This window comes from Brevibacterium ammoniilyticum (assembly GCF_038429965.1).
Taxonomy (GTDB): domain Bacteria; phylum Actinomycetota; class Actinomycetes; order Actinomycetales; family Brevibacteriaceae; genus Brevibacterium; species Brevibacterium ammoniilyticum.
In genome coordinates this window covers 93,526-117,724 of sequence record NZ_BAABNP010000012.1, presented here as the reverse complement: position 1 = coordinate 117,724, position 24,199 = coordinate 93,526, and the positions used below count along the sequence as shown (strand labels likewise).

At 67.5% G+C, this 24,199-nt stretch carries 22 protein-coding genes; 10 read left to right on the top strand and 12 right to left on the bottom strand.

Features of this window, described 5'->3' with window-relative positions:
- Positions 1–60: 60 nt before the first annotated feature.
- Positions 61–612 (bottom strand): DNA cytosine methyltransferase, encoded by a 552-nt coding sequence (locus AAHA49_RS14185; protein ID WP_342038742.1) that lies wholly within the window; start codon positions 610–612, stop codon positions 61–63.
- A gap of 383 nt (positions 613–995) precedes the next feature.
- A complete protein-coding gene (locus AAHA49_RS14180; protein WP_342038741.1) occupies positions 996–1,292 on the bottom strand; it encodes a hypothetical protein in 297 nt (98 codons plus the stop codon).
- 9 nt (positions 1,293–1,301) lie between these two features.
- Here AAHA49_RS14180 and mobF point away from each other — a divergent pair, with 9 nt between their 5' ends.
- Complete coding sequence (gene mobF, locus AAHA49_RS14175; protein WP_342038740.1) at positions 1,302–4,862, top strand: MobF family relaxase; 3,561 nt, start codon at positions 1,302–1,304, stop codon at positions 4,860–4,862.
- A 9-nt stretch (positions 4,863–4,871) separates the two neighbouring features.
- On the opposite strand, the gene AAHA49_RS14170 is transcribed toward mobF, so the two are convergent.
- Positions 4,872–5,879 carry a DNA-processing protein DprA gene (locus tag AAHA49_RS14170; protein WP_342038739.1) on the bottom strand — a complete coding sequence of 336 codons (1,008 nt, stop codon included), beginning with the start codon at positions 5,877–5,879 and terminating at the stop codon, positions 4,872–4,874.
- A gap of 205 nt (positions 5,880–6,084) precedes the next feature.
- On the opposite strand from AAHA49_RS14170, the gene AAHA49_RS14165 reads away from it, so the two are divergent.
- Positions 6,085–6,495: a hypothetical protein gene (locus AAHA49_RS14165; protein WP_342038738.1), complete on the top strand. Its 411-nt coding sequence runs from the start codon at positions 6,085–6,087 to the stop codon at positions 6,493–6,495.
- Entirely contained in the window at positions 6,492–6,893 is a 402-nt protein-coding gene (locus tag AAHA49_RS14160) for a recombinase family protein (RefSeq protein ID WP_342038737.1), read from the top strand. The genes AAHA49_RS14165 and AAHA49_RS14160 overlap by 4 nt, the downstream gene beginning before the upstream one ends.
- Positions 6,894–7,581: 688 nt before the next feature.
- On the opposite strand, the gene AAHA49_RS17865 is transcribed toward AAHA49_RS14160, so the two are convergent.
- Positions 7,582–8,028: a MarR family winged helix-turn-helix transcriptional regulator gene (locus AAHA49_RS17865; protein WP_425286522.1), complete on the bottom strand. Its 447-nt coding sequence runs from the start codon at positions 8,026–8,028 to the stop codon at positions 7,582–7,584.
- Positions 8,029–8,122: 94 nt separating this feature from the next.
- Between AAHA49_RS17865 and AAHA49_RS14155 the strand changes: the two genes are divergently transcribed.
- Both AAHA49_RS14155 and AAHA49_RS14150 read left to right on the top strand, forming a co-directional pair.
- Complete coding sequence (locus AAHA49_RS14155) at positions 8,123–8,710, top strand: NADPH-dependent FMN reductase (RefSeq protein WP_342038736.1); 588 nt, start codon at positions 8,123–8,125, stop codon at positions 8,708–8,710.
- 15 nt (positions 8,711–8,725) lie between these two features.
- On the top strand, positions 8,726–9,193 hold the full coding sequence (locus AAHA49_RS14150) for a DUF6069 family protein (RefSeq protein WP_342038735.1): 468 nt from the start codon (positions 8,726–8,728) through the stop codon (positions 9,191–9,193).
- Positions 9,194–9,294: 101 nt separating this feature from the next.
- Here AAHA49_RS14150 and AAHA49_RS14145 read toward each other — a convergent pair whose 3' ends face one another.
- The 3 genes from AAHA49_RS14145 to AAHA49_RS14135 form a co-directional block, all read right to left on the bottom strand.
- Positions 9,295–10,842 carry a multicopper oxidase family protein gene (locus tag AAHA49_RS14145; RefSeq protein WP_342038734.1) on the bottom strand — a complete coding sequence of 516 codons (1,548 nt, stop codon included), beginning with the start codon at positions 10,840–10,842 and terminating at the stop codon, positions 9,295–9,297.
- A gap of 171 nt (positions 10,843–11,013) precedes the next feature.
- The gene (locus tag AAHA49_RS14140; RefSeq protein ID WP_342038733.1) at positions 11,014–11,487 is read right to left on the bottom strand and encodes a hypothetical protein; all 474 of its coding nucleotides are present in this window, start codon (positions 11,485–11,487) and stop codon (positions 11,014–11,016) included.
- Positions 11,488–11,562: 75 nt separating this feature from the next.
- A complete protein-coding gene (locus AAHA49_RS14135; protein WP_342038732.1) occupies positions 11,563–12,600 on the bottom strand; it encodes an Atu2307/SP_0267 family LLM class monooxygenase in 1,038 nt (345 codons plus the stop codon).
- 320 nt (positions 12,601–12,920) lie between these two features.
- Between AAHA49_RS14135 and AAHA49_RS14130 the strand changes: the two genes are divergently transcribed.
- Both AAHA49_RS14130 and AAHA49_RS14125 read left to right on the top strand, forming a co-directional pair.
- Positions 12,921–14,348 (top strand): DHA2 family efflux MFS transporter permease subunit, encoded by a 1,428-nt coding sequence (locus AAHA49_RS14130; RefSeq protein WP_339391536.1) that lies wholly within the window; start codon positions 12,921–12,923, stop codon positions 14,346–14,348.
- A gap of 333 nt (positions 14,349–14,681) precedes the next feature.
- Positions 14,682–15,347, top strand: a complete 666-nt coding sequence (locus tag AAHA49_RS14125) for a metal-dependent transcriptional regulator (protein WP_342038731.1) — start codon at positions 14,682–14,684, stop codon at positions 15,345–15,347.
- On the opposite strand, the gene AAHA49_RS14120 is transcribed toward AAHA49_RS14125, so the two are convergent.
- Positions 15,348–16,547 carry an MFS transporter gene (locus tag AAHA49_RS14120; RefSeq protein ID WP_342038730.1) on the bottom strand — a complete coding sequence of 400 codons (1,200 nt, stop codon included), beginning with the start codon at positions 16,545–16,547 and terminating at the stop codon, positions 15,348–15,350.
- Positions 16,548–16,745: 198 nt separating this feature from the next.
- Between AAHA49_RS14120 and AAHA49_RS14115 the strand changes: the two genes are divergently transcribed.
- The gene (locus AAHA49_RS14115; protein ID WP_342038729.1) at positions 16,746–17,195 is read left to right on the top strand and encodes a MarR family winged helix-turn-helix transcriptional regulator; all 450 of its coding nucleotides are present in this window, start codon (positions 16,746–16,748) and stop codon (positions 17,193–17,195) included.
- Positions 17,196–17,199: 4 nt separating this feature from the next.
- Here the strand turns inward: AAHA49_RS14115 and AAHA49_RS14110 are convergent, their stop codons facing one another.
- From AAHA49_RS14110 to AAHA49_RS14100, 3 genes are all read right to left on the bottom strand, one after another.
- Positions 17,200–19,761: an excinuclease ABC subunit UvrA gene (locus AAHA49_RS14110; RefSeq protein WP_342038728.1), complete on the bottom strand. Its 2,562-nt coding sequence runs from the start codon at positions 19,759–19,761 to the stop codon at positions 17,200–17,202.
- A 159-nt stretch (positions 19,762–19,920) separates the two neighbouring features.
- Positions 19,921–20,181 (bottom strand): hypothetical protein, encoded by a 261-nt coding sequence (locus AAHA49_RS14105; protein WP_342038727.1) that lies wholly within the window; start codon positions 20,179–20,181, stop codon positions 19,921–19,923.
- 182 nt (positions 20,182–20,363) lie between these two features.
- Positions 20,364–21,326 (bottom strand): quinone oxidoreductase family protein, encoded by a 963-nt coding sequence (locus AAHA49_RS14100; RefSeq protein WP_342038726.1) that lies wholly within the window; start codon positions 21,324–21,326, stop codon positions 20,364–20,366.
- 77 nt (positions 21,327–21,403) lie between these two features.
- Between AAHA49_RS14100 and AAHA49_RS14095 the strand changes: the two genes are divergently transcribed.
- Positions 21,404–21,910, top strand: a complete 507-nt coding sequence (locus AAHA49_RS14095; RefSeq protein ID WP_342038725.1) for a MerR family transcriptional regulator — start codon at positions 21,404–21,406, stop codon at positions 21,908–21,910.
- A gap of 31 nt (positions 21,911–21,941) precedes the next feature.
- Here the strand turns inward: AAHA49_RS14095 and AAHA49_RS14090 are convergent, their stop codons facing one another.
- Complete coding sequence (locus AAHA49_RS14090; RefSeq protein WP_342038724.1) at positions 21,942–23,315, bottom strand: NAD-dependent succinate-semialdehyde dehydrogenase; 1,374 nt, start codon at positions 23,313–23,315, stop codon at positions 21,942–21,944.
- A gap of 347 nt (positions 23,316–23,662) precedes the next feature.
- Here AAHA49_RS14090 and AAHA49_RS14085 point away from each other — a divergent pair, with 347 nt between their 5' ends.
- Positions 23,663–24,055, top strand: a complete 393-nt coding sequence (locus AAHA49_RS14085) for a VOC family protein (RefSeq protein WP_342038723.1) — start codon at positions 23,663–23,665, stop codon at positions 24,053–24,055.
- Positions 24,056–24,199 lie beyond the last annotated feature (144 nt).

Below are 24,199 nucleotides of genomic sequence, written 5' to 3'. Positions count from 1 at the left end.
GCCGACCGGAGTCGCTGCTCACGCCGAGAGCCCAGACCTCTAGCGATCCGGTCGGCATAATCACCCGCTCCGCATAACGGCGCCGAGCGCGCGAAGAGGTCGAGCTGACTCGTCTCCCAGACTCCACGGGTCGGGTTCCAGTTCGCGAAGGGTTGCACGCGCCTCGGTTGCAGCGGGGTTGCGGTCGTCATGGGTAGCATCTCCTCGTTCCTGTCGGGTTGCGCGGGCCGAGAGCAACCCGCGCACGTTCTCGATCACGACCAGTCGAGGTCGCAACGCCTCGATCGCTGTCGCCATGTACGACCAGAGGCCTGAGCGTGTACCGGGCATGAGGCCGGCACCCTTGCCGACGGTAGAGACGTCTTGGCAGGGGAAGCCTCCGCACAGCACGTCGATGGGCGGCACACCGGCCCAGTCGATCGTGGTGATGTCGCCGAGGTTCGGGGCGTCGGGCCAGTGGTGGGCGAAGATGCGGGCGACGGGCTCGTTGAGCTCGGAGAACCAGATCGTCTGCCCGCCCGTGACGTGTTCGACGGCGAGGTCGAGCCCGCCGTACCCGCTGAACAGCGACCCGATTCTCGGCGGACGTTCCGCGTCTGGGATGTTGTGCATGAGAGCCCCCGGCCGGTCGATGACCCCGGCGATCGAGTCCCTCTAAGAGACTCGAACCGGGTAGATCACCTGCCAGGTGCACCCGCGCACCGCCTACAGCACGACCATGCCTCCCGCGTCTCAGATCCGCCCGCACGGTCCAGCCCTAGACCCGAGCTCCTTGCCGACCTCTCCGGCTCCGACCCTCTCGCGGCCTAGCAATGAGCCGCCACACGTCTTTCAAGCGAGGCTCCTGTCGTCAATCTATGTTGACGGTCGGGGTTGACCTGCTCGACTCCGTGCGGCCGTGAAGGCATACGTAAACGCGCCAGGATCAAGGGGTTCGATCCTGGCGCGTTGCCGTGGAAGGCTGTTGTCGGTCAGTCGGTCAGTCGGTCAGTCGGTCAGCCGGTTCGCGTTGTCGTGGAGAGGATGAGCCGGTAGGCCTCGGTGTTCTCGTCGCCGTAGTCCACGACCTCATCGAGTGACATGGTGTTGCGGACGTGCTCGACCGCCTCGTGCTGGCTCATCGGGCCCTCCTCGCCCCAGTCGTTCTCGTTCTGATCTGCCGTGACGATCTCTACCGCCGTCTGAAAGTCCATTGCTCGCCCTCCCTCGTCGTCGGTTTCCTTTGCAACGTATCGTCGCCAACCGGGTGCGCTCCGGGTCTCCACCGAGTCGCGGCGTGGGAGGGCGATCACCTCGTCGGTATGACGGTCTCGATGCGAGTGATGAGCGCCGGCGACGGCTACCGGTACCTGCTGCGCACCGTCGCCGCCGGTGATGGTGATCGTTCCCTGTCGACTCCGTTGACGAGGTATTACACGGAGGAGGGCACTCCTCCCGGGTTTTGGATGGGGTCGGGCCTGCCGTTCCTCGGTGCAGGCGAACTCACCAAAGGCGGACGAGTCTCCGAAGCGCAGCTCCAACTGTTGGTCGGGATGGGCCGCGACCCCATCACCGGGGAGCCTCTGGGCGAGGCGTACCGGCAGTACGCGAGCGTGCAGGAACGGGTCGATCAACGGGTCGCCGATCTGGACCCGGAGTCGGGACCGGTCTCTCGTGCGGAGCAGGTCGCGGCGATCGAGGCGGAGGAGGCCGAGCGCGGCACGCGCCGCGCGGTCGCGGGCTACGATCTGACGTTCTCGGTGCCGAAGTCGCTGTCGGCATGGTGGGGTGTTGCGGATGCGGGCACGCAATCGTTGATCGCGGATGCGCATCATCAGGCGGTTGCGGAGATGGTTGCGTTCCTCGAACGCGAGGTTGCGACCACCCGTGTCGGCGCTGCCGGCCCCGACGGAGCGGTCGCGCATGTCGATGTCGCTGGCGTCCTGGCGACCGCGTTCGACCACTACGACAGCCGGGCAGGTGATCCGCAGTTGCACACGCACGTCGTGGTCAGCAATAAGGTGCTGACGGTGCAGGATCAGAAGTGGCGGACCCTGGCGGGTCGGCCCGTGCACGCCTCGATCGTCGCCCTGTCTGAGTTGTACAACGCGACGTTGGCGGATCGGATCACGGGGGCGTTCGGGATCGGCTGGGAGGTGCGGGAGCGGGGTCGGGATCGGAACCCGGCGTGGGAGCTCGCCCCGGTGCCCGATGAACTGGTCTCGGAGTTCTCGTCGCGGTCTCGGCAGATCGAGGAGGAGAAGACCCGGCTCATCGACGCCTATATCGAGCGGCATGGTCGGGAGCCGTCGGCGACGACGGTGGTGAAGTTGCGGGCGCAGGCGACGCTCGCAACTCGGCCGGAGAAGCGGATGCATTCGCTCGCGGAGCTCACCGCGGACTGGCGGCACCGCGCCGGCGAAGTCTTGGGTGAGGACGCGACCGGGTGGGCGCGCACTCTCACCGCCGGTGCTGAGCAGACGGCTGTGTTGCGTGCTGATGATGTGCCGCTGGATACAATCACCGACCTCGGCCGGGCGGTCGTCGCGGTGGTGGGTGAGAAACGGTCGACGTGGCGGCGCTGGAACCTTCACGCCGAGGCGAGCCGGCAACTCATGGGCGTCCGGTTCGCCGCCGCTAGCGACCGGGAGGCGGTCACTGGGATGGTGACCGACGCGGCTGAGCAGGCGTCGCTGAGGTTGACGCCGCCGGAGCTGGCGTCGAGCCCGCTGCTGTTCCGCCGCACGGACGGCTCGAGCCGGTTCCGCCACCCCTCCGCCGTCCTCTACTCGACGGAGGAACTGCTGGCCGCGGAAGATCGCCTCCTCGACCGCTCGCACCAGGCGACCGGGCCGACGGTCGATCTCGCCACGGTCGAGAAGATCACGAGCAGGCCCGATGCGGATGGGCGACGGCTTGGCCCGGATCAGGCCGAAGCCCTCCAACGCATCGCCGTCTCCGGCCGCGTCGTGGACGTGCTGGTCGGACCCGCAGGTGCCGGGAAGACGACGGCGATGAGCGCCCTGAAACGGGCGTGGGAGCACCAGCACGGTACCGGCAGCGTCGTGGGTCTCGCCCCATCGGCGGCCGCGGCGCAGGTGCTGGGCGAGGAACTGGGCATCGAGACGGAGAACACGGCCCGCTGGTGGCAGATGCACCTCCTCCACGGGACCACGTTCGCACGGGGGCAGCTCGTGATCCTCGATGAAGCCTCCCTGGCCGGTACCGGCTCACTCGATCGCATCACCGGTCTCGCCGAAGCCGCTGGCGCGAAAGTCCTGCTGGTTGGTGACTGGTCGCAACTTCAAGCCGTGGATGCGGGCGGGGCGTTCGGGATGCTCGTGCACGACCGCGACGACGCCCCCGAGCTCACCGATGTGCACCGCTTCACCCACCCGTGGGAGAAGACCACCAGCCTCGACCTGCGGCATGGCCGCACCGGAGCGATCGACACGTTGATCGAGCACGACCGCGTACGCGGCGGTGAGCAGGACGCGATGGGAGACGCCGCCTACACGGCCTGGCGCGAAGACACCCGCGCGGGGCGGGCGTCGGTCCTCGTTGCCGAGGCCCACGAGACGGTCACCCAGCTCAACGAGCGCGCCCGCGCCGACCTGATCCTCGACGGCACCATCACCCCAGGCCGGGAGGTCGACCTACACGACGGCACCAGGGCGGCCAAGGGCGACCGGGTCATCACCCGCGAGAACGACCGACGCCTGCGGTCGAAGAACGGAAAGAGCTGGGTGCGCAACGGCGACCGGTGGACGGTCACCGCGGTCAGCACCGATGGGTCGATCACCGTCCGCCCCGAGGGGCGCCGCTTCGGCGGCGCACTGGTGTTGCCCGCATCGTACGTGGCGGAGCAGGTGGAGCTCGGTTACGCGATCACCGGACATCGCGCGCAAGGGATCACGGTCGATATTGCGCACACGGTGGTGACGGCGACGACGACGCGGGAGAACTTCTACGTCGCGATGACCCGCGGCCGGCACGGGAACTACGCCTACGTCGCTACCGATACCGCAGACGACGCCCATGTCGCCCCGCACCCTTACGATACCCCCGACGTCACCGCCCGATCCGTGCTCTACGGGGTGCTCCAGCACGTCGGTGCCGAGTTGTCGGCGCACGAGACCATCACCGTCGAGCAGGAACGGTGGGGGTCGATCGCGCAGCTTGCCGCGGAGTACGACACCATCGCCCAGGCTGGACAGCACGACCGCTGGGCGCAGCTACTCACCCTGTCCGGCCTGGATGAGCAGCAGGTCGACGACGTGCTCGGCTCCGATAGCTATGGTGCTCTGTCTGCCGAACTGCGCCGGGCTGAGGCCAACCATCATGACCTCGACACGCTCGTGCCGCGGCTGGTGCAGGCGCGGGGATTCTCCGATGCCGACGACATCGCCTCGGTGCTGCATCACCGTCTCGCCCGCGCCACCGCGCGGCCTGCCGGGTCTGGGCGCACCCGGCAGGCGCCGCGGCTCATCGCCGGACTGATCCCGCACGCCCAAGGGATCACCGACCCGGAGATGCGCCAGGCGCTCACCGAACGCGAAACCCTCATCGAACAACGCGCCCGCGCTGTCTTCGTGCACGACCTCGAAGAGGGCGCACCGTGGACGACCGCCCTCGGCCCGACGCCACAGGACGCGGTGGCGTCACGGTGGCGTGAATGCGGGCGGATCGTCGCCGCCTACCGTGATCGCTACCAGATCACTGACGACTCCCCGCTCGGCCCCGCGACGGGGTCGGACGCGCAGAGAATCGACGCCGCCCGCGCCGCGACCGCCCTGAAGCGTGCGAGACAGCTGAATAGGCAGAGCCCGGAGCGCGAGCAGCCGGACCTCACGATGGAGGCCCGGCAGGGGCGCACGCTCTAATCTGCCCAGTCAGAGAGAACGGCCCGGCTGATCTTGGTCGAGCTCCGGTCCATCCAGGGTGTGCCCGCTCTGCATGCCCCGGTCCCGTACCGGTGTCGACGGGTGTTCGTTCATCAGCGCAGTGACATCACGCGAGTTGGAGACCAGCGCGGCTGTGCCTTCTTGCAGCAACAGAAGCGGGCCGGTGCTCGCCGCGCTCGTGACGGGGCCGGGCACAGCCCCCACGCTGCGGCCCAGGGCCTGCGCCTCGCGGGCCACGTTCAGCGCGCCCGAGCGTGCCCCGGCCTCCACGATCACCGTCGCCGAGGACATGGCCGCGAGGAGGCGGCCCCGCGCGATGAAGCGGTGTCGTGTCGGCGCCGATCCCGGCGGCAGCTCACTCACCACGAGACCCCGGTCGGCGACCTGTTCCAGCAGGTCGCGATGCCCGGCCGGGTAGAGACGATCCGGGCCACTGGCCAGCACCGCGATCGTGTGCCCAGCGTCAGTGAGCACAGCGCGATGGGCGGCACCATCGATGCCGTAGGCGCCGCCGGAGACGACGATCTGCTCGTCCATCGCCGCATCGTGCGCGAGCTCGGCGGCAACGTGATCGCCATAACTGGTCGACGCACGCGAGCCCGTGATCGTCACCCGATCCACAGCCGAGACAGCGAGGAATGAGGTCGCCCCTTTCGCCCAGAGCACGTAGGGAGCCCGGTCACCCAGCCCGTCAACTGACGCCGGCCAGTGCGCGTCTCCGGGCATCAGCGGCTCATGCGCACCGTCGAGCGCCCGCCGGAGCACCGCATCGAAATCGACGCCCGAGGACACCACGCGGGTGCGGTGCTGGAGGATCGCCGCTTCCTCGGCCCGTATCCCTGGCATTGGCCCGTCGGCATCGAGCAGCCGCAGCGTCTCCATCCCGCCCTCACGGCGCAGGAGACGCCCCACGTTCGCGTCCGCCGGCTCAGCGACCATCGAGAGCACCACGCGGGCCGTGCGCTCACCATCGGCGAAATCAGCCAGAGAAGCCATGATCGGTGTCCTTCCGCTCAGTACTGCTGAGCAGGTGCACCGTCCGCGCGATGAAGGGTTCCGCTTGTCCGCGGTCCGGCGTACTGTGGAAGGTGAAGCGCAGGCTTCCAACTTGTAGGGCTCTTCGGGGCCGCCCCCCTTTCACGGGCCACCACCAACACGCCGCTTCTCGATAAGTGTTCGACGTGTCGAATGGAGGCTCGTTATGTTCCCCATCCCCGCACTGGTGCGCCGCCACTGGCGGCGGAGCCAGCGCACCGCCAAAGTTGTTGCCCCGGCTCGCCGGTTCCTGCCGACGCACCGCATCCGCGACGCCGTGATGAGCCGCCGCGGCCTCAAATGGGGCATCCCCGCGATGCTGCTCGCCGCCCCCTACCTCGCAGCCACGAAGCTCCTGACCGACCACATCGAGCAGGGCGGTCCCGACTGGTTCCATCTTGTCGTGCTGCTGTGCGCGTGGAACGCGCTCAAGATGCTCTGGCTCGGCCCGATGAGCCTCGTCGCCCTCGCCGGCGCGCGGCACCGCGAGCACGGCCAGCGCCGCGCCGCTCGCCGTGAAACCGAGACGCACGGCGTGCCGGATGAGGCTCTGGTCGCAGTCGGAGGTGCATCGTGAACGCCGTCGCCTACCGGCGCAGCGCGGCGGAGAACCCGACCCGACTGAACCAGCAGGAAGCCGACTGCCGCCGCTACGCCGACGAGCACGGCCTGACCGTCATCGAGGTCTTCACCGACATCGGGCGCACCGGCGACGGTCTGCTTGGCGTGCTCGACGCCATCGAGCGGGAGGACGTGACCGGGCTCATCGTCACCGACCTTGCTCGGCTCGGCACCAAGTACGCCGATCACGTCGCCGTCGTCCAGCAGCTCCACGACGCCGGAGTCGACATCCACGTCACCAAAGACCGCACAACGAACCACGTCGCGGAGGGCCTGATCGCCGTCACGCAGGCGCACTTCGATGCCGAGGCCCCGCGGTCGTACCCCTCCGGTAGGGAGGACTCCGCCGGCTGACCCGCCAACAGCCACCGGATAGGCTCCGCTCTCGACTGGACGAGAGCGGAGCCTTCCTCATTGTTCGTCTACCGTTCCCGCCCGTGCGGATCACGAAGCGCGACACCCGCACGAACCAGGTTCACCCGCACCGTGCTCGCGTTGAAGCCCATCCGTTCGCCAACCCTGGCCAACGACTCTCCCTGCTCGTAGCGCAGACACATCTCGCGAACCTGCTCAGATGACGGCTTCTCACCGCGCAGCCGCACCCCTCGCTCACGCAACCGCTCAGCGAGGCGCTGACGACTCACCCCTAGATCACCCGCGATCGCCCGCAGGATCTCGCCGTCCCTGTACCGGCGCTCTGCCTCTCCCAACATCGCTGCCGTCAGCCGCGGAACCGGACGCGGCAACGCTCGCGACGAGGTCGGCGATACCGGCGCTGGCCTGCGCCGCCGACGGATCGCCCGATGCGACGAGACCGCCAACTGCAAGGACGGGGCAAGGTTCGAGCACTGTCGCGCTACCTCCACTCGAGTAGTTATGAGACAGCAACTCGTAGACGATGGCCCCGAACCTTTTGGTTCGGGGCCATCGTCATGTGCGGGGTCATTGTGGCCGTGGTCTGGCCGTCCCTTCCTTCGCCGAGGCGGCAACTGCGACTGAGGCCCTGAATCGTGTGGTTCAGGGCCTTCGGTGTGCGTGGTCGTCAGCTCTCGTGAGGCTGGGACTCAAGGGATTCGGCGATTTCGGTGAGCAGGACCGAAGCGGCTTCTGACTGCTCCGTCGACCATTCTGACCGCATCGGGGCCGTCAGTGATTCGAGTCGATGGATGAACTGGGTTGCGACCCGCTGCCCCTGATCAGTGAGTCGCACCCGGCTCACTCGTGCATCCTCGGAGTCCGCAGAGCGCGTGAGCAGATGACGGGCGGCGGCGCGATTGACCAGGTGACTGACGTTGGATCGTTCGCACCGCATGAGCTCTGCGAGTTCGCTGATCGAATGAGGCTGGAACGACCAGCAGAGCAGTTCCGCCTGTTGAGGGGTCAGGCCTTCGGCGCGGCTGGCTCGGCTGAAGCTCTCATTGAGAGCGATCCGGAGGCGTCCCAATGCCTGCGGGACCGACGGTGCATCTGAATTCGGCAGCTCGCTCATGATCGAATCCTAACATTTACTTGACACCGTCACATAAGTAGGTGACGATATCACTCAAATCGATGACGAAATCACCTATTCGAGGAGACGCACAATGACCGACCATGACGCCCAGCGCATCTTCTGCATTGTCGGCAGCCTCAGGTCTCAATCGATCAATCGCAGGCTGCTGCACGAGGCGATGGATGTCGTCCCTGCGCAACACCTGTGTGACGAGTATCAGGGTCTCAAGGCGGTCCCCCCTTTCGACGCGGACGATGAGTCTGCAGTCCCGGGTGAGGTCGATGAGATGTGTTCGCTCATCGCTGCAGCGGATGCCGTCCTTGTGGCAACTCCCGAATACAACGGTTCGGTTCCAGGTCAGCTGAAGAACGCCGTCGACTGGGCGTCGAGGCCGTTTGCGACCTCCGTCCTCAGGGGCAAACCATGCGCAGTGATCGGTGCGAGTCCCGGACCCGGAGGAGCACGATCTGCGATTTGCGATCTTCAGCGGATTCTCGAGCGAAGTGGCGCCGACGTGATCGCCGACACCGTCTGCATCCCCAGAGCCACGGAGCTCTTCAACCGGAGCGACTGTCTGCCCGACTCGGGCCTGCGCGGGCACCTCACCACCGTCCTCGAATCGCTCATCGCCGCAGCGCGGGGCTCAGCGGACCGGAACACGATCGAACCACCCAAATGAGAAGAGGAGATCATCATGAGGACACCGTCGATTGCGAACGACTCTGCCACTGAACCCAGATCACAGAAGCGACGATCGGTGTGGAGTACCGGTCTGTTCGTGTTCGCAGCGGCAGGAATCGTGGATGGAGTGATAGCCGTCGTTGCGGGACTCGCCGGCGTCGATATGACAGTGGTGCCACAGGGAGGACCGACGATGATTGTGGGAATCGGTGCTGTCCTACTCGCACTGGTCGTATCTGTCGCCATCGGCACGCTGACGCTGGCGGCAATCGGGCGAGGCCGATCATCCAGATGGCGATTCCTTGCCGTCGTGGGTTTCGGACTGAGCGCAGTCAGCATCGCCGCACCGCTCTCCGTACAGGCAACTGAGGCGACGACGGCGACACTGGCGGCGATGCACATCGTCGCAGGCCTCATCTGGTTCGTGGCTCTGTGGCGAGGAGCCAAATCGCAGCACACCACGGAACAGTCGGATGTCTGAGCGGTGAGATGCCACGGGCACCGCCCGGAGGACGTCGCCGCTGTCGTGCTCGCTGGCAGCGACGTCCTCCGGTTGTCCTGGACGGCCTAGGACCGGTAGGCCTACGCCTGGTAGGCGATCACCCCCATCATCCCCGCCTCACCGTGGTAGACGTTGTGGCAGTGGGTGAGCCACCGGCCCGGGTTATCGGCGTCGAAGTCGATCGTCAGCGTGGCACCCGGTAAGACGATCGAGGTGTCCTTCCGCGGACCGCCGTCGGCGAGCTGGTACGTGTGCCCGTGGAGGTGGATCGGGTGCCACATATCGGTGTCGTTGACGAAGCGCACTCGCACCCGCTCGCCCTCGCTGATGCTCCATGCGTTCGTCAGTGGCTTCGCATGGTCGAAGCGCTTCCCGTCGAAGGCCCAGTCGTACTTCGCCATCGACCCGGTCAGGCGGATGGTCAGCTCCTGGTCGGGCCTCTTCTGCAGAAGGGTGACGGCCTTGGCCGCGGTGAGCGCCTCGGCAGCCAGCGGAGCCGATACGAATTCGGAAAGGTCGCGGTCGACTCCGGGCACCTGGCCAGACCCAGCCCGCAGCACAGCATGCGTGCGCGCTCCCTTGCCCTCCGCCTCGGCGACGAGGGCGAAGACGCCGTCACCGACGGTGACGATGGCGTCGTAGCGCTCTCCCATGCCGATGAGGAGGGAGTCAGCCACGGCGGCATCGCCGGCCTCGACGGGGAATCCGTCGGTGTGGGTGACGGTGAGGCGGTGCCCGGTGAGCGCGACACGGAACGCGGTGTCCCCGCCGGCGTTGATGATGCGCAGGCGGATCTTCTCGCCCGGTTTCGCGTCGAAGATCTCCGGATCGTCGGGACCACGCCCGTTGACGAGGTAGTGCGGGTAGAAGACGTCGCCGGCGTCGCCGCCGAGGACATCGGAGCTCGCCCCCATGAGCGTGTTGCCCATGCGCATCGGGCCGCTCATTCCGCCGTGGTCCATCCCGCCCATGCCGCCCATTCCCTTGGACAGTTCGGTGAGGACGTCGTCGGGTGTCGCAGTGACGCCGTCGAGCCAGTCGTCGAGGATGATCACCCAGTCGCGGTCGTAGTTCAGCGGTTCCTCGGGATCGTCGACGATGAGGGCGCCGTAGAGTCCGCGGTCGAGCTGCGTTCCGACGTGCGGATGGAACCAGTACGTGCCCGGATGCGGGGCGATGAAGTCGTAGGTGTAGGACCCGCCGGCAGGGATGGGGTCCTGGGTGACTCCGGGCACCCCGTCCATGTCGTTGCGCAGGGCGAGCCCGTGCCAGTGGACGGTCGTGTCCTCCGGCAGATCGTTCCGCACGGTGGCTTTCAGTCGGTCTCCGCGGGTCATGCGGATGACCGGTGCGGGGATCTCGCCGAAGCTCCAGGTCTGAGCGGTCGTGTCGCCGATCTGCAGGGTCGAGGCCGCAGCGGTGAGGTCCACGGTCACCGTGTTGCCGGTGGTGTCGCGAGCGGTTTCGACTTCGCCGATGCGGGGGTCGTCGGGGCTGAGGTACCCGGCTGCCTTGGACTGCGGCGCGCAGGCGGAGAGCGCGAGGATGCCGAGCGTGCCCGTGAGGAAGCCGCGGCGCCGCAGAGAACGTGGGTTCTGGGGTCGGTGAAGGGGTCGGTGGTCGGTCATGAGATGTCTCCAAGTCAGTGAAGTGGCCCAGATGCGTCGAGGCGTGATCGAGCGGTCGCATGGGGGTGCCGCGTGCGCCGTCAGACGGGCGCGTCGAAGCGGGGCCTGGGTCGGTCAGCGGTCGCTGATGAACGTGATCGAGAACGTCGGGGAAGGCGACGTTGGGACGGTCTACGTCCGACTGATGGAGAGAACGGTGAGACGGGGAGCGAGCGAATCCGGGGGTGCCGGAATCGGCGGCAAGGGTGTCCGCGAGCTCGGCAGCTCACTGCGGGCGATGCGGATCATGCCGGCGCGGGATCGCGGCCGGAGCAGGCTGAGGATGATCGCGGCGATCGTGCACATGAGCACGACGATGCAGGGTGTGAGCGGATCGTGGTCACCGGTGCACGGCATGTCCGCGCAGTCGTTCGCCGAGGCGGCCGCTGAGCCGGAGGCGTCGGCCATCCCCTCATGACTCATCTCAGACGCGGCGCCCGACGACTGCATCGCGTCGGACATCTCCCCGGCATGGGGAAGCGCGAGGAGTCCGGCGGTCATCGTCAGTGCCGCGATGAGGAAGAGGACCATGCGCGACGAGCGCCCGGAACGACGTCTGCCGTCCTCCCGGGCGCGCAATGCGCGACCATGACCGAGTGCACTCATACCCCGCCAGGATATCGACTTTCGCACTGGGCGGCAATGAGCAGAAGGCTCGTGGGATGCCGGGCCCCTCGCTGGTCAGCTGTCGGCGAGCATGTCCTTGACCATCGGGACGACTCTCTCACCGTAGAGGCCGATCGAGGTCTGCCTCGTCTCGTGGGTGACCTGACTCTGGTCGTACTTGAGGTCGAAGCGGTCGATGCCGAGAGCCGTGACGGTCTTCGCGATCTTCGCCGCCACCGTCTCCGGGGCACCGACGTAGAGGGCGCCTGTCTCGATCTCGGCCTCGAAGTCTCCGGGCTGCGGCGGCGGCCATCCGCGTTCGCGACCCATCCGCCTGCGCATCGCGGTCCAACCGGGTTCGACGATCTCGCGGGCGAGTTCGTCGGTCTCGGCGACGAGGCCCGGCGAGTGGACGGCGATGGGCCGGTGCTCGATGCCGTACTCGTCCTGGGCGCGATGGAACAGGTCGATGTAGGGGGCGAACCGCTCGGGCTCGCCGCCGATGATCGCGAGGAAGAGGTTGAACCCGTACTTCGCGGTGCGCACCACCGATTCGGGGCTGCCGCCGACACCCACCCACGCAGGCATCGGCTTCTCGGTCGAGGGGAACACCTGCTGGTTCGACAGCGCCGAACGCGTCGTGCCCTGCCACGTCACGGGCTGTTCGCGCAGGAGCTTCGCGAGCAGTTCGAGCTTCTCCTCGAAGAGGACCTCGTAGTCGCTGAGGTCGTAGCCGAAGAGCGGGAACGATTCGATGAACGATCCGCGTCCCGCGACGATCTCCGCGCGTCCGTTCGAGACCGCGTCGAGGGTCGCGAAGCGCTCGAAGACCCGCACCGGGTCATCCGAGCTGAGCACCGTGACCGCCGAGCCCAAGCGGATCCGCTCCGTACGGCCCGCGATCGCCGCGAGCACCATCTCCGGGCTCGAGACCGCGAAGTCGGGGCGATGATGCTCACCGACCCCGAAGAAGTCCAGGCCCACCGAATCGGCGAGGACGGCGTCGTCGACGATGTCGCGCACCGTCTGCGCATGGGTGATGAGCTCGCCGTTGCTGTCCTCGGTGAGGGCTCCGAAGGTGTCGAGTCCGAACTCGACCTGTGTGCTGTCCATGTCTGCCATGTCCGTGCCAACGCCGAGGAGGGAGGAAAGATTCCGTGTCCGTGCCGTGTGCGAGCCTGGAGCGGAGGACGGGGAATCGGGCAGCCGAGGACGAGCCATCGGCAAGGAGCCGGGAAGGAGAAGTATGGGAGAATTTCCTCTGCTGCCGGAATAAAGCCGAACTCACACGCCGTTGTGTGCTGTGTCTGCGTGGAATCCTGCGTCGTCGGCGGCAACTGACCACTTCTTCCGATCGGAGATCCGCCTTGTCGAGCGACAAGAACCTCGCTGCCTCACCCGCCTCGCGTGAGGACACCATCGATCCCGCCGGCATGCGGGTGATCTGGCTGCTCCTCGTCGCGGCGTTCGTCGCGATCCTCAACGAGACGACGATGGCGATCGCGATCCCCGAACTCAACCGCTCGCTCCACATCCCGCCCGAGCTCGGGCAGTGGCTGACGAGCGCCTTCATGCTCACGATGGCCGTCGTCATCCCGACCACCGGCTTCCTGCTGCAGCGGTTCACGACCCGGCAGATCTTCCTCACCGCGATGATCCTCTTCAGCGCCGGCACGCTCATCTGCCTGCTCGCTCCCGGGTTCGGGATGCTCCTCGTCGGCCGTGTCGTCCAGGCCGGCGGCACGGGCATCATGATGCCGCTGCTCATGACGACGATGATGAACGTCGTCCCCCCGCACTCGCGGGGACGGATGATGGGTCGGGTCGGCCTTGTCATCTCTCTGGCTCCGGCGATCGGACCGACGATGTCGGGCATCGTGCTCGACTCCCTCGGCTGGCGCTGGCTCTTCGGCATCGTCCTGCCCATCGGCCTCATCGCCCTCGGCTTCGGTGCGAAGTGGATGACCAACCTCGGCGAGACCACTCGCGCCCCGATCGACGTCGTCTCGATCATCCTCTCGGCATTCGCCTTCGGCAGCATCGTCTTCGGCCTCAGCCAGTTCGGCGGCGAAGGCGCTGCCGGCGGTGCGGGTGCGGGACTGGCCTGGGGGGCGATCGCCGGCGGCCTCGTCTTCCTCGGGCTCTTCGTGTGGCGTCAGCTCGTGCTCATCCGGACCGATCGGGCGCTGCTCGACCTGCGCGTGTTCAGTTCCCGGAACTATCTGCTGTCAGTCATCATCATGGCCGTCGTTGCACTGTCGATGTTCGGCACGTTCTCCCTCCTGCCGCTCTACCTGCAGTCCGTGGTCGGTCTCAACGCGACGCAGTCGGGTCTCGTCCTCCTGCCCGGTTCGGTCCTCATGGGCCTGCTCGGGCCGGTGATGGGTCGGATCTATGACGCCAAAGGCCCGCGAACACTGCTCATCCCCGGCACGATCCTCATCGCCTCGGCGATGTTCGCGTACTCGAACGTCGGAATCGGCACGCCGATCTGGGTGCTCATCATCATCCAGATCGGGATGTCGCTCGGCCTGGCGGGCTCGTTCACTCCGCTGTTCTCCGCCTCGCTCGGCTCCCTCGACCGTCACCTCTACTCACACGGTTCGGCCGCACTCAACACCCTCCAGCAGGTTGCCGGTGCCGCGGGAACCGCGCTGCTCATCTCGATCTACTCCTCGGCCCTGCATTCGGGACAGGCACGCGGACTCAGCGTCGCCGAGGCGGGAGCCCCGGGGGCGCACAATGCGTTCCTGCTCGCTTCGATCATCGCGCTCGTGCCCGTCGTCCTCGCGTTCTTCATCCGCAAGCCCGAGGACCAGGTGGAGATGACCGACGCACCCCGCGTCGGCGACACGGTCTGAGGCCGGCGACACGGTCTGAACTCGGCCGCACCGCCCGCGTCGGTCCTCGGAAGCGGTCCCGGAGCGCCGCAATTGTTGGATGCGTCTGAATCTCAGTTGTGCGTAGACACATCGCGAGCCCCCGGCGCATTCTGGAATCCTTAGGGGAGGAGCACCGGCCCGATGCCCCTCGAATCGGGCCGAGCTGCGTCGGACGATCCGCCGACCTGCTCCCCTGAGCCTGAACCATCAGGGGGTCGCATGTCCGCTGCATCCGTCCGAGACAGTCACCACATGGTCACTCCTTGTCGCCGAGGCGGTCATGCCGGGGGCGACGCGCGTACAATGACGACGATGCCACGTCCATCCGTCACCCGCATGGTCGAGGACTACGTCACCCTGATCTGGAAGGCCTACGAATGGCCGGGAGGTCGGCCCACGACGACCGACCTCGCCGATCAGCTGGGTGTGACGGCCTCGACCGTTTCGGCGAACCTCGGCAGGCTCGCGCGCGACGGCTACATCGACTACGAGCCCTACGGGCGAATCGCCCTGACCCCGCGCGGTCAGGAGATCGCCATCGAGATCGTGCGGCGCCATCGCATCGTCGAGACCTACCTCGTCGAGAAGCTCGGTCTGACCTGGGATCAGGTCCACAGTGAGGCGGATCGGCTCGAGCACACCGTCTCCGACCTCGTGCTCGCCCGCATGGATGCGGTCCTCGGCGGTCCGACCCTCGATCCGCACGGCGACCCCATCCCTGACACCGAGGGCCGCACCGACGCCCGCCCCAATCGGTCGCTCGCCGAGGTGACTCCCGGTGCCGATGCCGTCGTCGTCCGCGTCTCCGACCGTTCCCCGGAGCTGCTCCGGTACCTCACGGACCGGGGGATCGTCCTCGGCACCCGACTGCAGGTGACGAGCGTCAACCCGGCCGCCTCGGCGATCGGAGTCAACGTCGGCGGGGAGGCCTTCGAACTCGCTCTCGACGCCGCCCAGGCGATCCGGGTCGAAGCCTGATCAGACGACCGCCTCGGCGGGTTCCGTCGGCACAGCCGCCGGACGACGCAGCTCCCCGCCACGGGAAAGACCGGCGATGAGGAAGACGACGAGGCCTGCGAGGGTGACGAGGGCACCGGCCCACAGCGGTGACGCGTAGCCGAAGCCGGCCGCGATCGTCAGGCCCCCGATCCACGCACCGAACGCGTTGCCGACGTTGAAGGCCGCGATGTTCGCTCCCGAACCGAGCGTCTGTGCGTGCTGGGAATGACCCATGATGCGCATCTGGAGTGCGGGGACGGTCGCGAAGCCGAAGCCGCCCATGAGGACGAGGGCCAGGATCGTCGCGATCTGTGAGCCTGCCACCTGCGAGAACACGGCGAGAATGACGATGAGGCCGATGAGCAGCACAAGCAGGGTCGTCCCCAGATTCCGGTCGGCGGCCTTTCCGCCGAGGAAGTTGCCGACGAAGAGGCCGACGCCGAAGAGGACGAGCAGCCACGGCACCGTCGTGGCGGCGAAGCCGGAGACGCCGGTGAGGGTGAACGCCATGTAGGTGAACGCGCCGAACATGCCGCCGTAGCCGAGGATCGTGATGAGGATCGAGGCCCACACCTGAGGTGAGCGGAAGATCCGGAACTCGCCGAGGATGCTGCCGGTCGAATGCGCCCGCGCCGTGTCCTTCGGGATGAGGGTGACGATGCCGATGAGGGCGACGACGCCGATGGCGGCGATCGCCCAGAACGTCGAGCGCCAGCCCGCGGCCTGGCCGAGGAACGTGCCGAGGGGAACGCCGAGGACGTTGGCGCTGGTCAGGCCCGCGAACATCATGGCGATGGCGGCGGCCTGACGGTTCGGGGCGACGAGGCTCGCGGCGACGACGGAGCCGATGCCGAAGAACGCGCCGTGGCACAGGGCCGCGACGATCCGGCCGATCATCATCATCTCGTAGCTCGGTGCCAGCGCTGAGAGCGCATTGCCGAGGATGAAGAGGACCATGAGCCCGATGAGCGCCGTCTTCCGGTCGACCCGCGTGAGAGCCACGGTGATGAGGATGGCGCCGAGGGCGACGGCCAGAGCGTAGCCGGAGATGAGGTAGCCGGCGACGGTTTCGGTGACCGCGAAGTCGGCGGCCACCTCGGGCAGCAGGCCCATGATGACGAACTCCGTGAGTCCGATGCCGAACCCGCCGATGGCGAGGGCAAGCAGTGCAAGAGGCATGGAGGATCCTTTTCGATGTGTGCGTGTGAAGCCCGCGGGCTGCCCCGGGTCGAGGCGCAATACGGGCCAGATTATGGGTGCGTCCGCAATAGGCGGCGTACACAGTAGTTGCAGACGCATCGATATAGATGATTGCACACGCGGCCTATCCGCGCAAGTGGTGTATGATGGTCGAAGACGATCACCGAGGAGGAACACGTGGGAATCAGGGACGACGCGGTCGAGATCCGAGCCCGAGGCTGGCGCACACTCGCGGCCCTGCACGGCCTCATCGACACCGAACTCGAACGCAGCCTGGCCCGCGAGCACGGACTCTCTGTCGTCGAATTCACCGTCCTCGACGCCCTGAGCAGGCAGGACGGCTGGCATATGCGGATGCGTCAGCTCGCTCGGGCGGCGGCGCTGTCCTCGAGTGCGACGACTCGACTCGTCACCCGTCTCGAAGACCGCGGGCTGCTCACGCGGATCCTCTGCGCCGACGACCGGCGCGGCATCTACACCGAGCTCACCGCGGCCGGGGAGACGCTGCTCGAGGCGGCTCGGCCCACGCACGACCGTGTGCTCGAAGAGGCCCTCGCCGAAGCGCGCGAGATCCCCGAACTCGCGCCGCTGGTCACCGCACTCTACGCCGACGCGCCGGTGGCCTGAGGACTCAGCTCCCGCCTCGGCGGGCGAAGGCCTCAGCGAGGTGGGCTCCTGTGAGGCTGTGCGTGCGCGACCGCAGATCGGTCGGCGTGTCCGTCGCCACCACCTGGCCGCCGTCGTCCCCGGCTCCGGGTCCCATGTCGATGATCCAGTCGACGATGCTCAGGGTCCGCAGGTCGTGGTCGGCGATGACGACGGTGTTGCCCGCCTCGACGAGGAGCTGGAGCTGACCGATGAGCATGTCGATGTCGGAGGGGTGGAGGCCCGTGGTCGGTTCGTCGAGGATGTAGAGGCTGTGGCCGCGGGCCGAACGATGGAGTTCGGAGACGAGTTTGATCCGCTGCGCCTCCCCGCCGGAGAGAGTGGGGGCGCTCTGGCCGAGACTGACGTAGCCGAGGCCGATGTTCGTCAGCAGCGTGAGGATCTTCGCGGCCGTGGGCACGTCGGCTAAGAACTCCGCGGCATCGTCGACGGTCATCGCGAGCACGTCGGCGATGGTCTTCTCCCGGTAGGTGACCTCGAGGGTCTCCGGGTTGTAGCGCTTGCCGTGGCACACAGGGCACGGCGCGGTCTCCGTGGGCATGAAGAGCAGTTCGATGCTCACCACGCCGTCACCGAGGCAGGTGGGACACCGGCCCTCGGGCTGGTTGAAGGAGAAGCGCCCGACGCCGAAGCGCCGTTCCTTCGCACCGGGTTGGGCGGCGTAGAGCCGGCGGACCGTGTCGAAGAGGCCGGTGTAGGTCGCCAGCGTCGACCGCGAAGTACGCCCGATGGGCTTCTGATCGACGACGATGACACGGTCGATCGCCTCCAGGCCCGTCGTCGAGGCGGTCACGAGGGTGTCGTTGCCGAGATCCCAGACGGGCACCCCCTGGGAGATCTCCTCGGCGATCTCGACCGACTGCGGGTTCCGCTCCTCGTCGGCCACCACCTCGGCGCGGTTGAGGGAGGCACGGACAGCGTCGGCGAGGGCGGTGAGGACGGAGGTCTTGCCCGACCCCGAGACCCCGGTGATCGCGGTGAACGCGTGGAGCGGGAGCTCGATGTCGACGTGGGAGAGGTTGTGACCGGTGATGCCGTGGAGTCCGATCCGCTCATCGAGGCGGCGGGGCTCCCCCGGTCCCGGCGGCAGGGGCGGCACCGGGCCGAGATAGGCCGCGGTGACGGATTCGGCGACCTCACCCAGACCGTCCGCGGGTCCGTTGTAGAGGACCCGCCCACCGTAGCGGCCCGCGCCGGGGCCGAGGTCGACGATCCAGTCGGCGGCGCGGATGACGGGGGCGCTGTGCTCGACGACGAAGACCGTGTTGCCGTCGTCCTGGAGTCGACGCAGGGCGCCGAGGAGGAGCTCGAGGTCGGCGGGATGGAGTCCGGCTGAGGGTTCGTCGAGGACGTAGAGGACCCCGAAGAGCCCGCTGCGCAGCTGGGTGGCCAGGTGCAGGCGTTTGAGCTCGCCGCTCGACAGCGTCGATGTGGGCCGGGCGACCTCGAGATAGCCGAGGCCGAGGTCGATGAGCGTGCCGAGCTGGTCGATGAGGACGTCGATGAGGGACTGCGCGGCCTGGTTGCGTTCGACGGAGAGTTCAGCGGTGGCCGGATGGGTGCGGGCGCTGGTGAGGAACGCGACGAGTCCGGTCAGCGGCAGACGGGCCGCCTCGGCGATGTCGATGCCGGCGATCGTCACGGCCAGGGCCTCGGGATTGAGACGTTTGCCGTGGCAGGTGGGGCAGAGCCTGTCGGTCATGAAGGAGACGGCGGTTGCGCGCATCCGCGCGGACTGGGAGTCGGCGAAGGTGTGCTCGACCCAGCGCTTCGGGCTCATGTAGGTGCCCTTGTAGCCTTCGGCGACGACGATCGTGGGCTGCTCGTCGGTGGTGAGCACCCACTGCCGGGTGGATTCGGGCAGGGAGTCGAAGGGGACGTCGATGTCGATGCCGAGGTCGCGCAGCACCCGGCGGTTGTTCTTCCCGCCGAAGGCGCCCGGCCACGCGACGATCGCGCCGTCGTCGATGCTCAGGTGCGGGTCCCCGACGAGGCGGTCTTCGTCGACCTGGAGGAGTCGGCCCATTCCCGAACAGGTCCGGCAGGCGCCGACGGCGGTGTTGGGTGAGAAGCTGTCGGAATCGAGGGGGGCGGCGTCGCGGGGGAACGTGCCGGCGAGATCGGCGGGCCGGTAGCCCTCGGGGTAGGTGCCCGACCGGGAGTAGAGCATGCGCAGGACGTTCGAGACCCGGGAGACGGTGCCGACGGTCGAGCGGGTGCTGCCCGACTGCTGCTGTTGGAGGGCGACTGCGGGCGGCAGGCCGGTGATGATGCGGACGTGGGGTGCCGATCCCTGGTCGATGAGGCGCCGGGCGTAGGGGGCGACGGATTCGAGGTAGCGCTGCCGGGACTGGGTGTAGATCGTGCCGAAGGCGAGTGAGGACTTCCCCGACCCGGAGATCCCGGTGAAGGCGACGACGGTGTCGCGGGGGATGTCGACGTCGACGGTGCGGAGGTTGTGCTCGCGGGCACCGCGGACGGCGATGTGTCCGGCGACGACGTCGGTGTCGAGTCGGTCGGCGTTCATAGGTCCTCCGGTTCGACGGCGCTGGCCTTCATCGTAACTGCAGGTCCGGTCGTCGGCTGCGGTGGCACAGGGGGCAGACGGCTCCGGCCGACAGCGAGGGATTCGCTGTCGGCCGGAGGTGTGGTGTCGGTTGAGCTGCGGTGTCGGCTCGAGGGTATCTCAGGAGTTCTCGTCGCGTTCCCTGTCGGCCTGCGAGAGGTCGCTCGCGGCCACGGAGCGGACGTCCTCGGTCTCCCCGTCGCGGGTGAGGTCGCCTGCTTCCGAGGCGACCCACGCGCTGGTCTCCCCACCGCGGCCGTCGGACTGGCGGAGGACACTCGCCGCGACCGAGCGCTCCTCCTCGGTGGCGTTCGGATCCGCCATGATGCGGGCCGCTTCGGATGCGGTGACCGAACCGGATTCGTTCGTGTTCTCTGACATGTGCTGACCTTTCTCGACAGTGGGGCGAACCCCCGTGGAGCTATGGGTCGGGCCCCTGTGGGTGGGTGTTCAGTGTGGCACCGCCGAGGTGGGGTGTCTACCGTTTGACGGCAATTCAGATTGTTGAAAATGCAAGTGTCTGCGCCGCCGGCTGTGTCGGGGACTCCGCAGCGAGGACTCACTCAGGAGGAGAGATCGCTCATGTCGACGGAGAGCTTGCCCGTCGTCTCCCCGTGCAGGAGCGATGAGAGCGCCGCGTTGATTCCCTCAGGTGTGACGACCTCGGTGAGTGACACCGTGACAGCTCCCTGCGCCACTGCGTCGAGCGCCCACCGCAGCGAACGGGTTCCGGCATCAGGGTTCGCGCCGAGCCATGCGCCGACGTTGAAACCGGCGGTGGTCTTGTTCTCAAGCCAGTGGGTCATCGAACTCAGAGAGACATCGTCGGCCTGCGAGGCATTGCCGACACGGATGAGGCGCCCGCCGGATCGGAGCAGGGAGAACGCGGTCTCCGTTGCGGCACCGCCGACGGGATCGATGACGAGGTCGAAGGCGTCATGCGGGATCTCCCGCAGCGCGGTCCGCAGCCACACATCGGCATAGCCGAGCGTTCGAGCGAGATCTGCTTTCTCAGGAGTGCCGACGACGGCAGCGATGTCTCCGGCCCCGAGGGCACGGGCCACCTCGGCGAACTGCGACCCCAATCCGCCGACCCCGGCGTGGACGAGGACTGTCTCCCCTGGTGAGAACCGGGCAACCGTGGTCAGCGCGAGATGGGCGGTGACGGTGTTGATGGGCACAACCGACGCGAGAACGGGGTCGAGGTCGTCGGGGAGAGCGGTGACGAGCGCCGCGGAGGCGAGAGCCACCTCGGCGAAGGCACCACCCAGCGGAATCGCGGCGACCCTCTGACCTGGGGTGAGGTGCGCGACGTCTGATCCGGTGTCGCGGACGGTTCCCACGAGCTCGAGTCCGGGGACGAATCCGGAAGTCGAGGGCATCTTCCCGAACGACCACAGGGCGTCGATCATGCCGATCCCGGCGAACTCGACGTCGACGGTGACTTCGTCCGGGCCGGGCTCGGGAACAGGGACATCGGTGGTGATGAGTCCGGTGCGGGTGTCGGTGACGGTCAGGGCTTTCATTGAGCTCCTCAGATCTCGGGCACGGTCGCAGGCCGATCCTGCAGCTCGGTGCCGTTGACCTGAGGCTAGGAAATGGAGTGGACTCCAGGTCAAGGACGGACTCGGGTCTTGACCTGGAGTCCACTCCAGGGTTTAGTCTCACGGACATGAGAGAGACACAGTCGTCGAGCATCGCGGACGTCGCCGAACTCACGGGCCTGAGCCAGGACACGCTGCGATGGTACGAGCGTGAGGGAATCCTGCCCCGCGTCGGGAGGAGTGCGTCAGGGCACCGGCGCTACAGCGAGCGAGAGCGCGACCTCGTTCTCATGTTGGCGGCGCTGCGCGACACCGGGATGACGACGGAGATGATGAAGGAGTTCGTCGCACTCCTCGGTGAGGGAGCGGCAAGTCATGGTCGCCGTGTCGCCCTGCTCGAACGGGCCCGCGAGCGACTCGCGGCGAAACGTGCCGAGATCGAGCGAGCGTCGACGGCGCTGGAGTTGAAGATCGGCCACTATGAGGAGCTCATCGCGGCCGGTCTCGACTGCGACGGCGCACCGGTCGCCGAGGAGGTTCGAACCCTGCAGACGGCGCGGGAGTGAGGCGGATGCTCGTCCCCGCGCCGTCCGGGGCTCAGGCGTGGATGCGGATGAGGTGTTCGTTGGTGAACGCCCGCAGCGCCCATTGGGCGTTCTCACGTCCGTAGCCCGAGCGGTTGATGCCGCCGAAGGGGTATTCCGGACCGGACTCCATGTGGGAGTTGACGAAGCTCATGCCGGCGTTGATCCGCGCTGCGAACCGTTCGCCCTTGGCCAGGTCGTCGGTCCACACCGAGCTCATCAGACCGTAGTCGGAGTGGTTGGCCAGACGCAGGGCGTCCTCTTCGTCCTTCGCGCGGTAGATCATCACGGCGGGGCCGAAGAGCTCGTTGCAGCCGAGGTCGGAATCCGGGTCGATGTCGGTGAGCAGCGCCGGGGACATGAACCAGCCGGGTCGGTCGAGCTTCTCACCGCCCGTGTGGAGGGTCGCGCCGTTCTCGACGGCCTTGGCGATCCTTTCGACGATCTCGTCGCGAGCGCTCTCCGAGGACAGTGGTCCCATCCCCACCTCGGGGTCGTCGAACGTCGAGACCTTCGTCGCCTCGACGGCCTTCGTCGCCTCGGCGAGGAATTCGTCGTAGAGTTCGTCGACGACGATGAAGCGCTTGGGTGAGGTGCACACCTGGCCGGCGTTCGTCAGGCGGATGCCGACGACCTTCTTCGCCAGGGCCGGCACATCGGTCGAGTCGAGGACGACGAGGGGGTCGTTGCCGCCGAGTTCGAGGACCGAGCGCTTGAGGTACTTCGCGGCGATCCCTGCGACGGAGGCGCCTGCGCCTTCGGACCCGGTGAGCGAGAAGCCCTTGACCCGCGGGTCCTTGAGCACCTCCTCGGCGTGGGAGCTGTCGAGGTAGATGTTCTGGTACACGCCCTCGGGCAGGCCCGCTTCGAGGAGGAGGTCGGCGAAGTACTGGGACGACTTCGGACAGATCGAGGCCTGCTTCATGATGATCGCATTGCCGACGACGAGGTTGGGGATGACGAAGCGGGCGATCTGGTTGTACGGGAAGTTCCACGGCATGATGCCCAGCAGAACGCCGAGGGGGTCGTGGCGGACGTAGCTGCGGGCGGAGCCTGCTGCAGGCAGCTCGGTCGGGTTGAGGTAGGTGTGGGCGTGGTCGGCGAACCAGCGGGCGGTGCGGGCGACCTTGTCCACCTCGGCGAGGCCCTGCTGCTTCGGCTTGCCCATCTCACGGCCGATGATGTCGGTCATCTCATCGGCGTTGGCGTCGACGAGGTCGGCGAAGCGGCGCAGGATTGCCGAGCGTTCGATGAGCGGAGTGTCCTTCCACGTCTCGAAGGCCGTGTGACCGCGGTCGATGTAGCCGGGGATCTCCTCGACGGGGACCGAGGGGAACTCCTCCTCCAGCTCACCGGTGTTGGCGTTGGTGACGGCGAATCTGCTCATGGATCGTCCTTTCGCTGTTGGGGCGCGGGCGGTGACGCGCACGATGTCGATGGTGCCGGGTGCAGCGTGCCAGGTGCCGCGTGGAAGAGCCGGACACCGCTGAGTGGGGGCTCCCGCGGGAAACGTACACCCTTCTCCGGGAACACTGCAGGGCGTTCCGGAATTCCACATCGCCGAGGTGGAAGCGCAGTGTGGGCGCGGACGTGGAGTCGGCGGTGGCGAGGTTCCGCGGGGCGACGAAGGGTTCGGGCGGGCGACGAAGGGTTCGGGCAGGTGACGGAGGGTTCTGCGGGGGCGATTGTCACTGCGGGTTCCGCTCGGGCGATGCGCGGCATAGGGTGGGCGGCATGGAGAGAGTGAACGGAATCGGCGGATACTTCCTGCGCTCGGACGATCCCGAGGCGCTCTCGGCGTGGTATCAGGAAATGCTCGGCATCGACACGACCGACGGCGTGTGGCGGCAGGCCGAAGGACCGACCGTCGTCGCGGCCTTCGAGGCGAAGACCGACTACTTCGGCACGCGCGACGGAGGCTTCGGACAGCAGCAGACGATGCTCAACTTCCGAGTCGACGACCTCGACGCGATGCTCGAACAGCTCCAGGCCGCCGAGGCGGACGTCGACGACGAGATCCAGGAGATGGAGGGCATCGGCCGCTTCGGCTGGGTGACCGATCCCGAGGGCAACCGGATCGAGTTGTGGGAGCCCTCGCCGCAGGCGCTGGCCGTCGATGCCGACTGACGGCATGGGCGCCGGCCGAACGATGCCGACTGCCTGATCGGGTCGATGCCTGAACGGGCCGACTGCCCGAACGGGTCGCGGTCATCGCCTCTTTGGGACGGCCGGTGCACGCGTGCCGGGACGGAGGGTTCCCAGGGCGCGGGA

Coding starts and splice junctions, on each gene's coding strand:
- AAHA49_RS14185 (WP_342038742.1), bottom strand. CDS start 612: ATGCACAACATCCCAGACGCGGAACGTCCGCCGAGAATCGGGTCGCTG.
- mobF (WP_342038740.1), top strand. CDS start 1,302: ATGACGGTCTCGATGCGAGTGATGAGCGCCGGCGACGGCTACCGGTAC.
- AAHA49_RS14170 (WP_342038739.1), bottom strand. CDS start 5,879: ATGGCTTCTCTGGCTGATTTCGCCGATGGTGAGCGCACGGCCCGCGTG.
- AAHA49_RS14165 (WP_342038738.1), top strand. CDS start 6,085: ATGTTCCCCATCCCCGCACTGGTGCGCCGCCACTGGCGGCGGAGCCAG.
- AAHA49_RS17865 (WP_425286522.1), bottom strand. CDS start 8,028: ATGAGCGAGCTGCCGAATTCAGATGCACCGTCGGTCCCGCAGGCATTG.
- AAHA49_RS14155 (WP_342038736.1), top strand. CDS start 8,123: ATGACCGACCATGACGCCCAGCGCATCTTCTGCATTGTCGGCAGCCTC.
- AAHA49_RS14150 (WP_342038735.1), top strand. CDS start 8,726: ATGAGGACACCGTCGATTGCGAACGACTCTGCCACTGAACCCAGATCA.
- AAHA49_RS14145 (WP_342038734.1), bottom strand. CDS start 10,842: ATGACCGACCACCGACCCCTTCACCGACCCCAGAACCCACGTTCTCTG.
- AAHA49_RS14140 (WP_342038733.1), bottom strand. CDS start 11,487: ATGAGTGCACTCGGTCATGGTCGCGCATTGCGCGCCCGGGAGGACGGC.
- AAHA49_RS14135 (WP_342038732.1), bottom strand. CDS start 12,600: ATGGACAGCACACAGGTCGAGTTCGGACTCGACACCTTCGGAGCCCTC.
- AAHA49_RS14130 (WP_339391536.1), top strand. CDS start 12,921: ATGCGGGTGATCTGGCTGCTCCTCGTCGCGGCGTTCGTCGCGATCCTC.
- AAHA49_RS14125 (WP_342038731.1), top strand. CDS start 14,682: ATGCCACGTCCATCCGTCACCCGCATGGTCGAGGACTACGTCACCCTG.
- AAHA49_RS14120 (WP_342038730.1), bottom strand. CDS start 16,547: ATGCCTCTTGCACTGCTTGCCCTCGCCATCGGCGGGTTCGGCATCGGA.
- AAHA49_RS14110 (WP_342038728.1), bottom strand. CDS start 19,761: ATGAACGCCGACCGACTCGACACCGACGTCGTCGCCGGACACATCGCC.
- AAHA49_RS14105 (WP_342038727.1), bottom strand. CDS start 20,181: ATGTCAGAGAACACGAACGAATCCGGTTCGGTCACCGCATCCGAAGCG.
- AAHA49_RS14100 (WP_342038726.1), bottom strand. CDS start 21,326: ATGAAAGCCCTGACCGTCACCGACACCCGCACCGGACTCATCACCACC.
- AAHA49_RS14090 (WP_342038724.1), bottom strand. CDS start 23,315: ATGAGCAGATTCGCCGTCACCAACGCCAACACCGGTGAGCTGGAGGAG.
- AAHA49_RS14085 (WP_342038723.1), top strand. CDS start 23,663: ATGGAGAGAGTGAACGGAATCGGCGGATACTTCCTGCGCTCGGACGAT.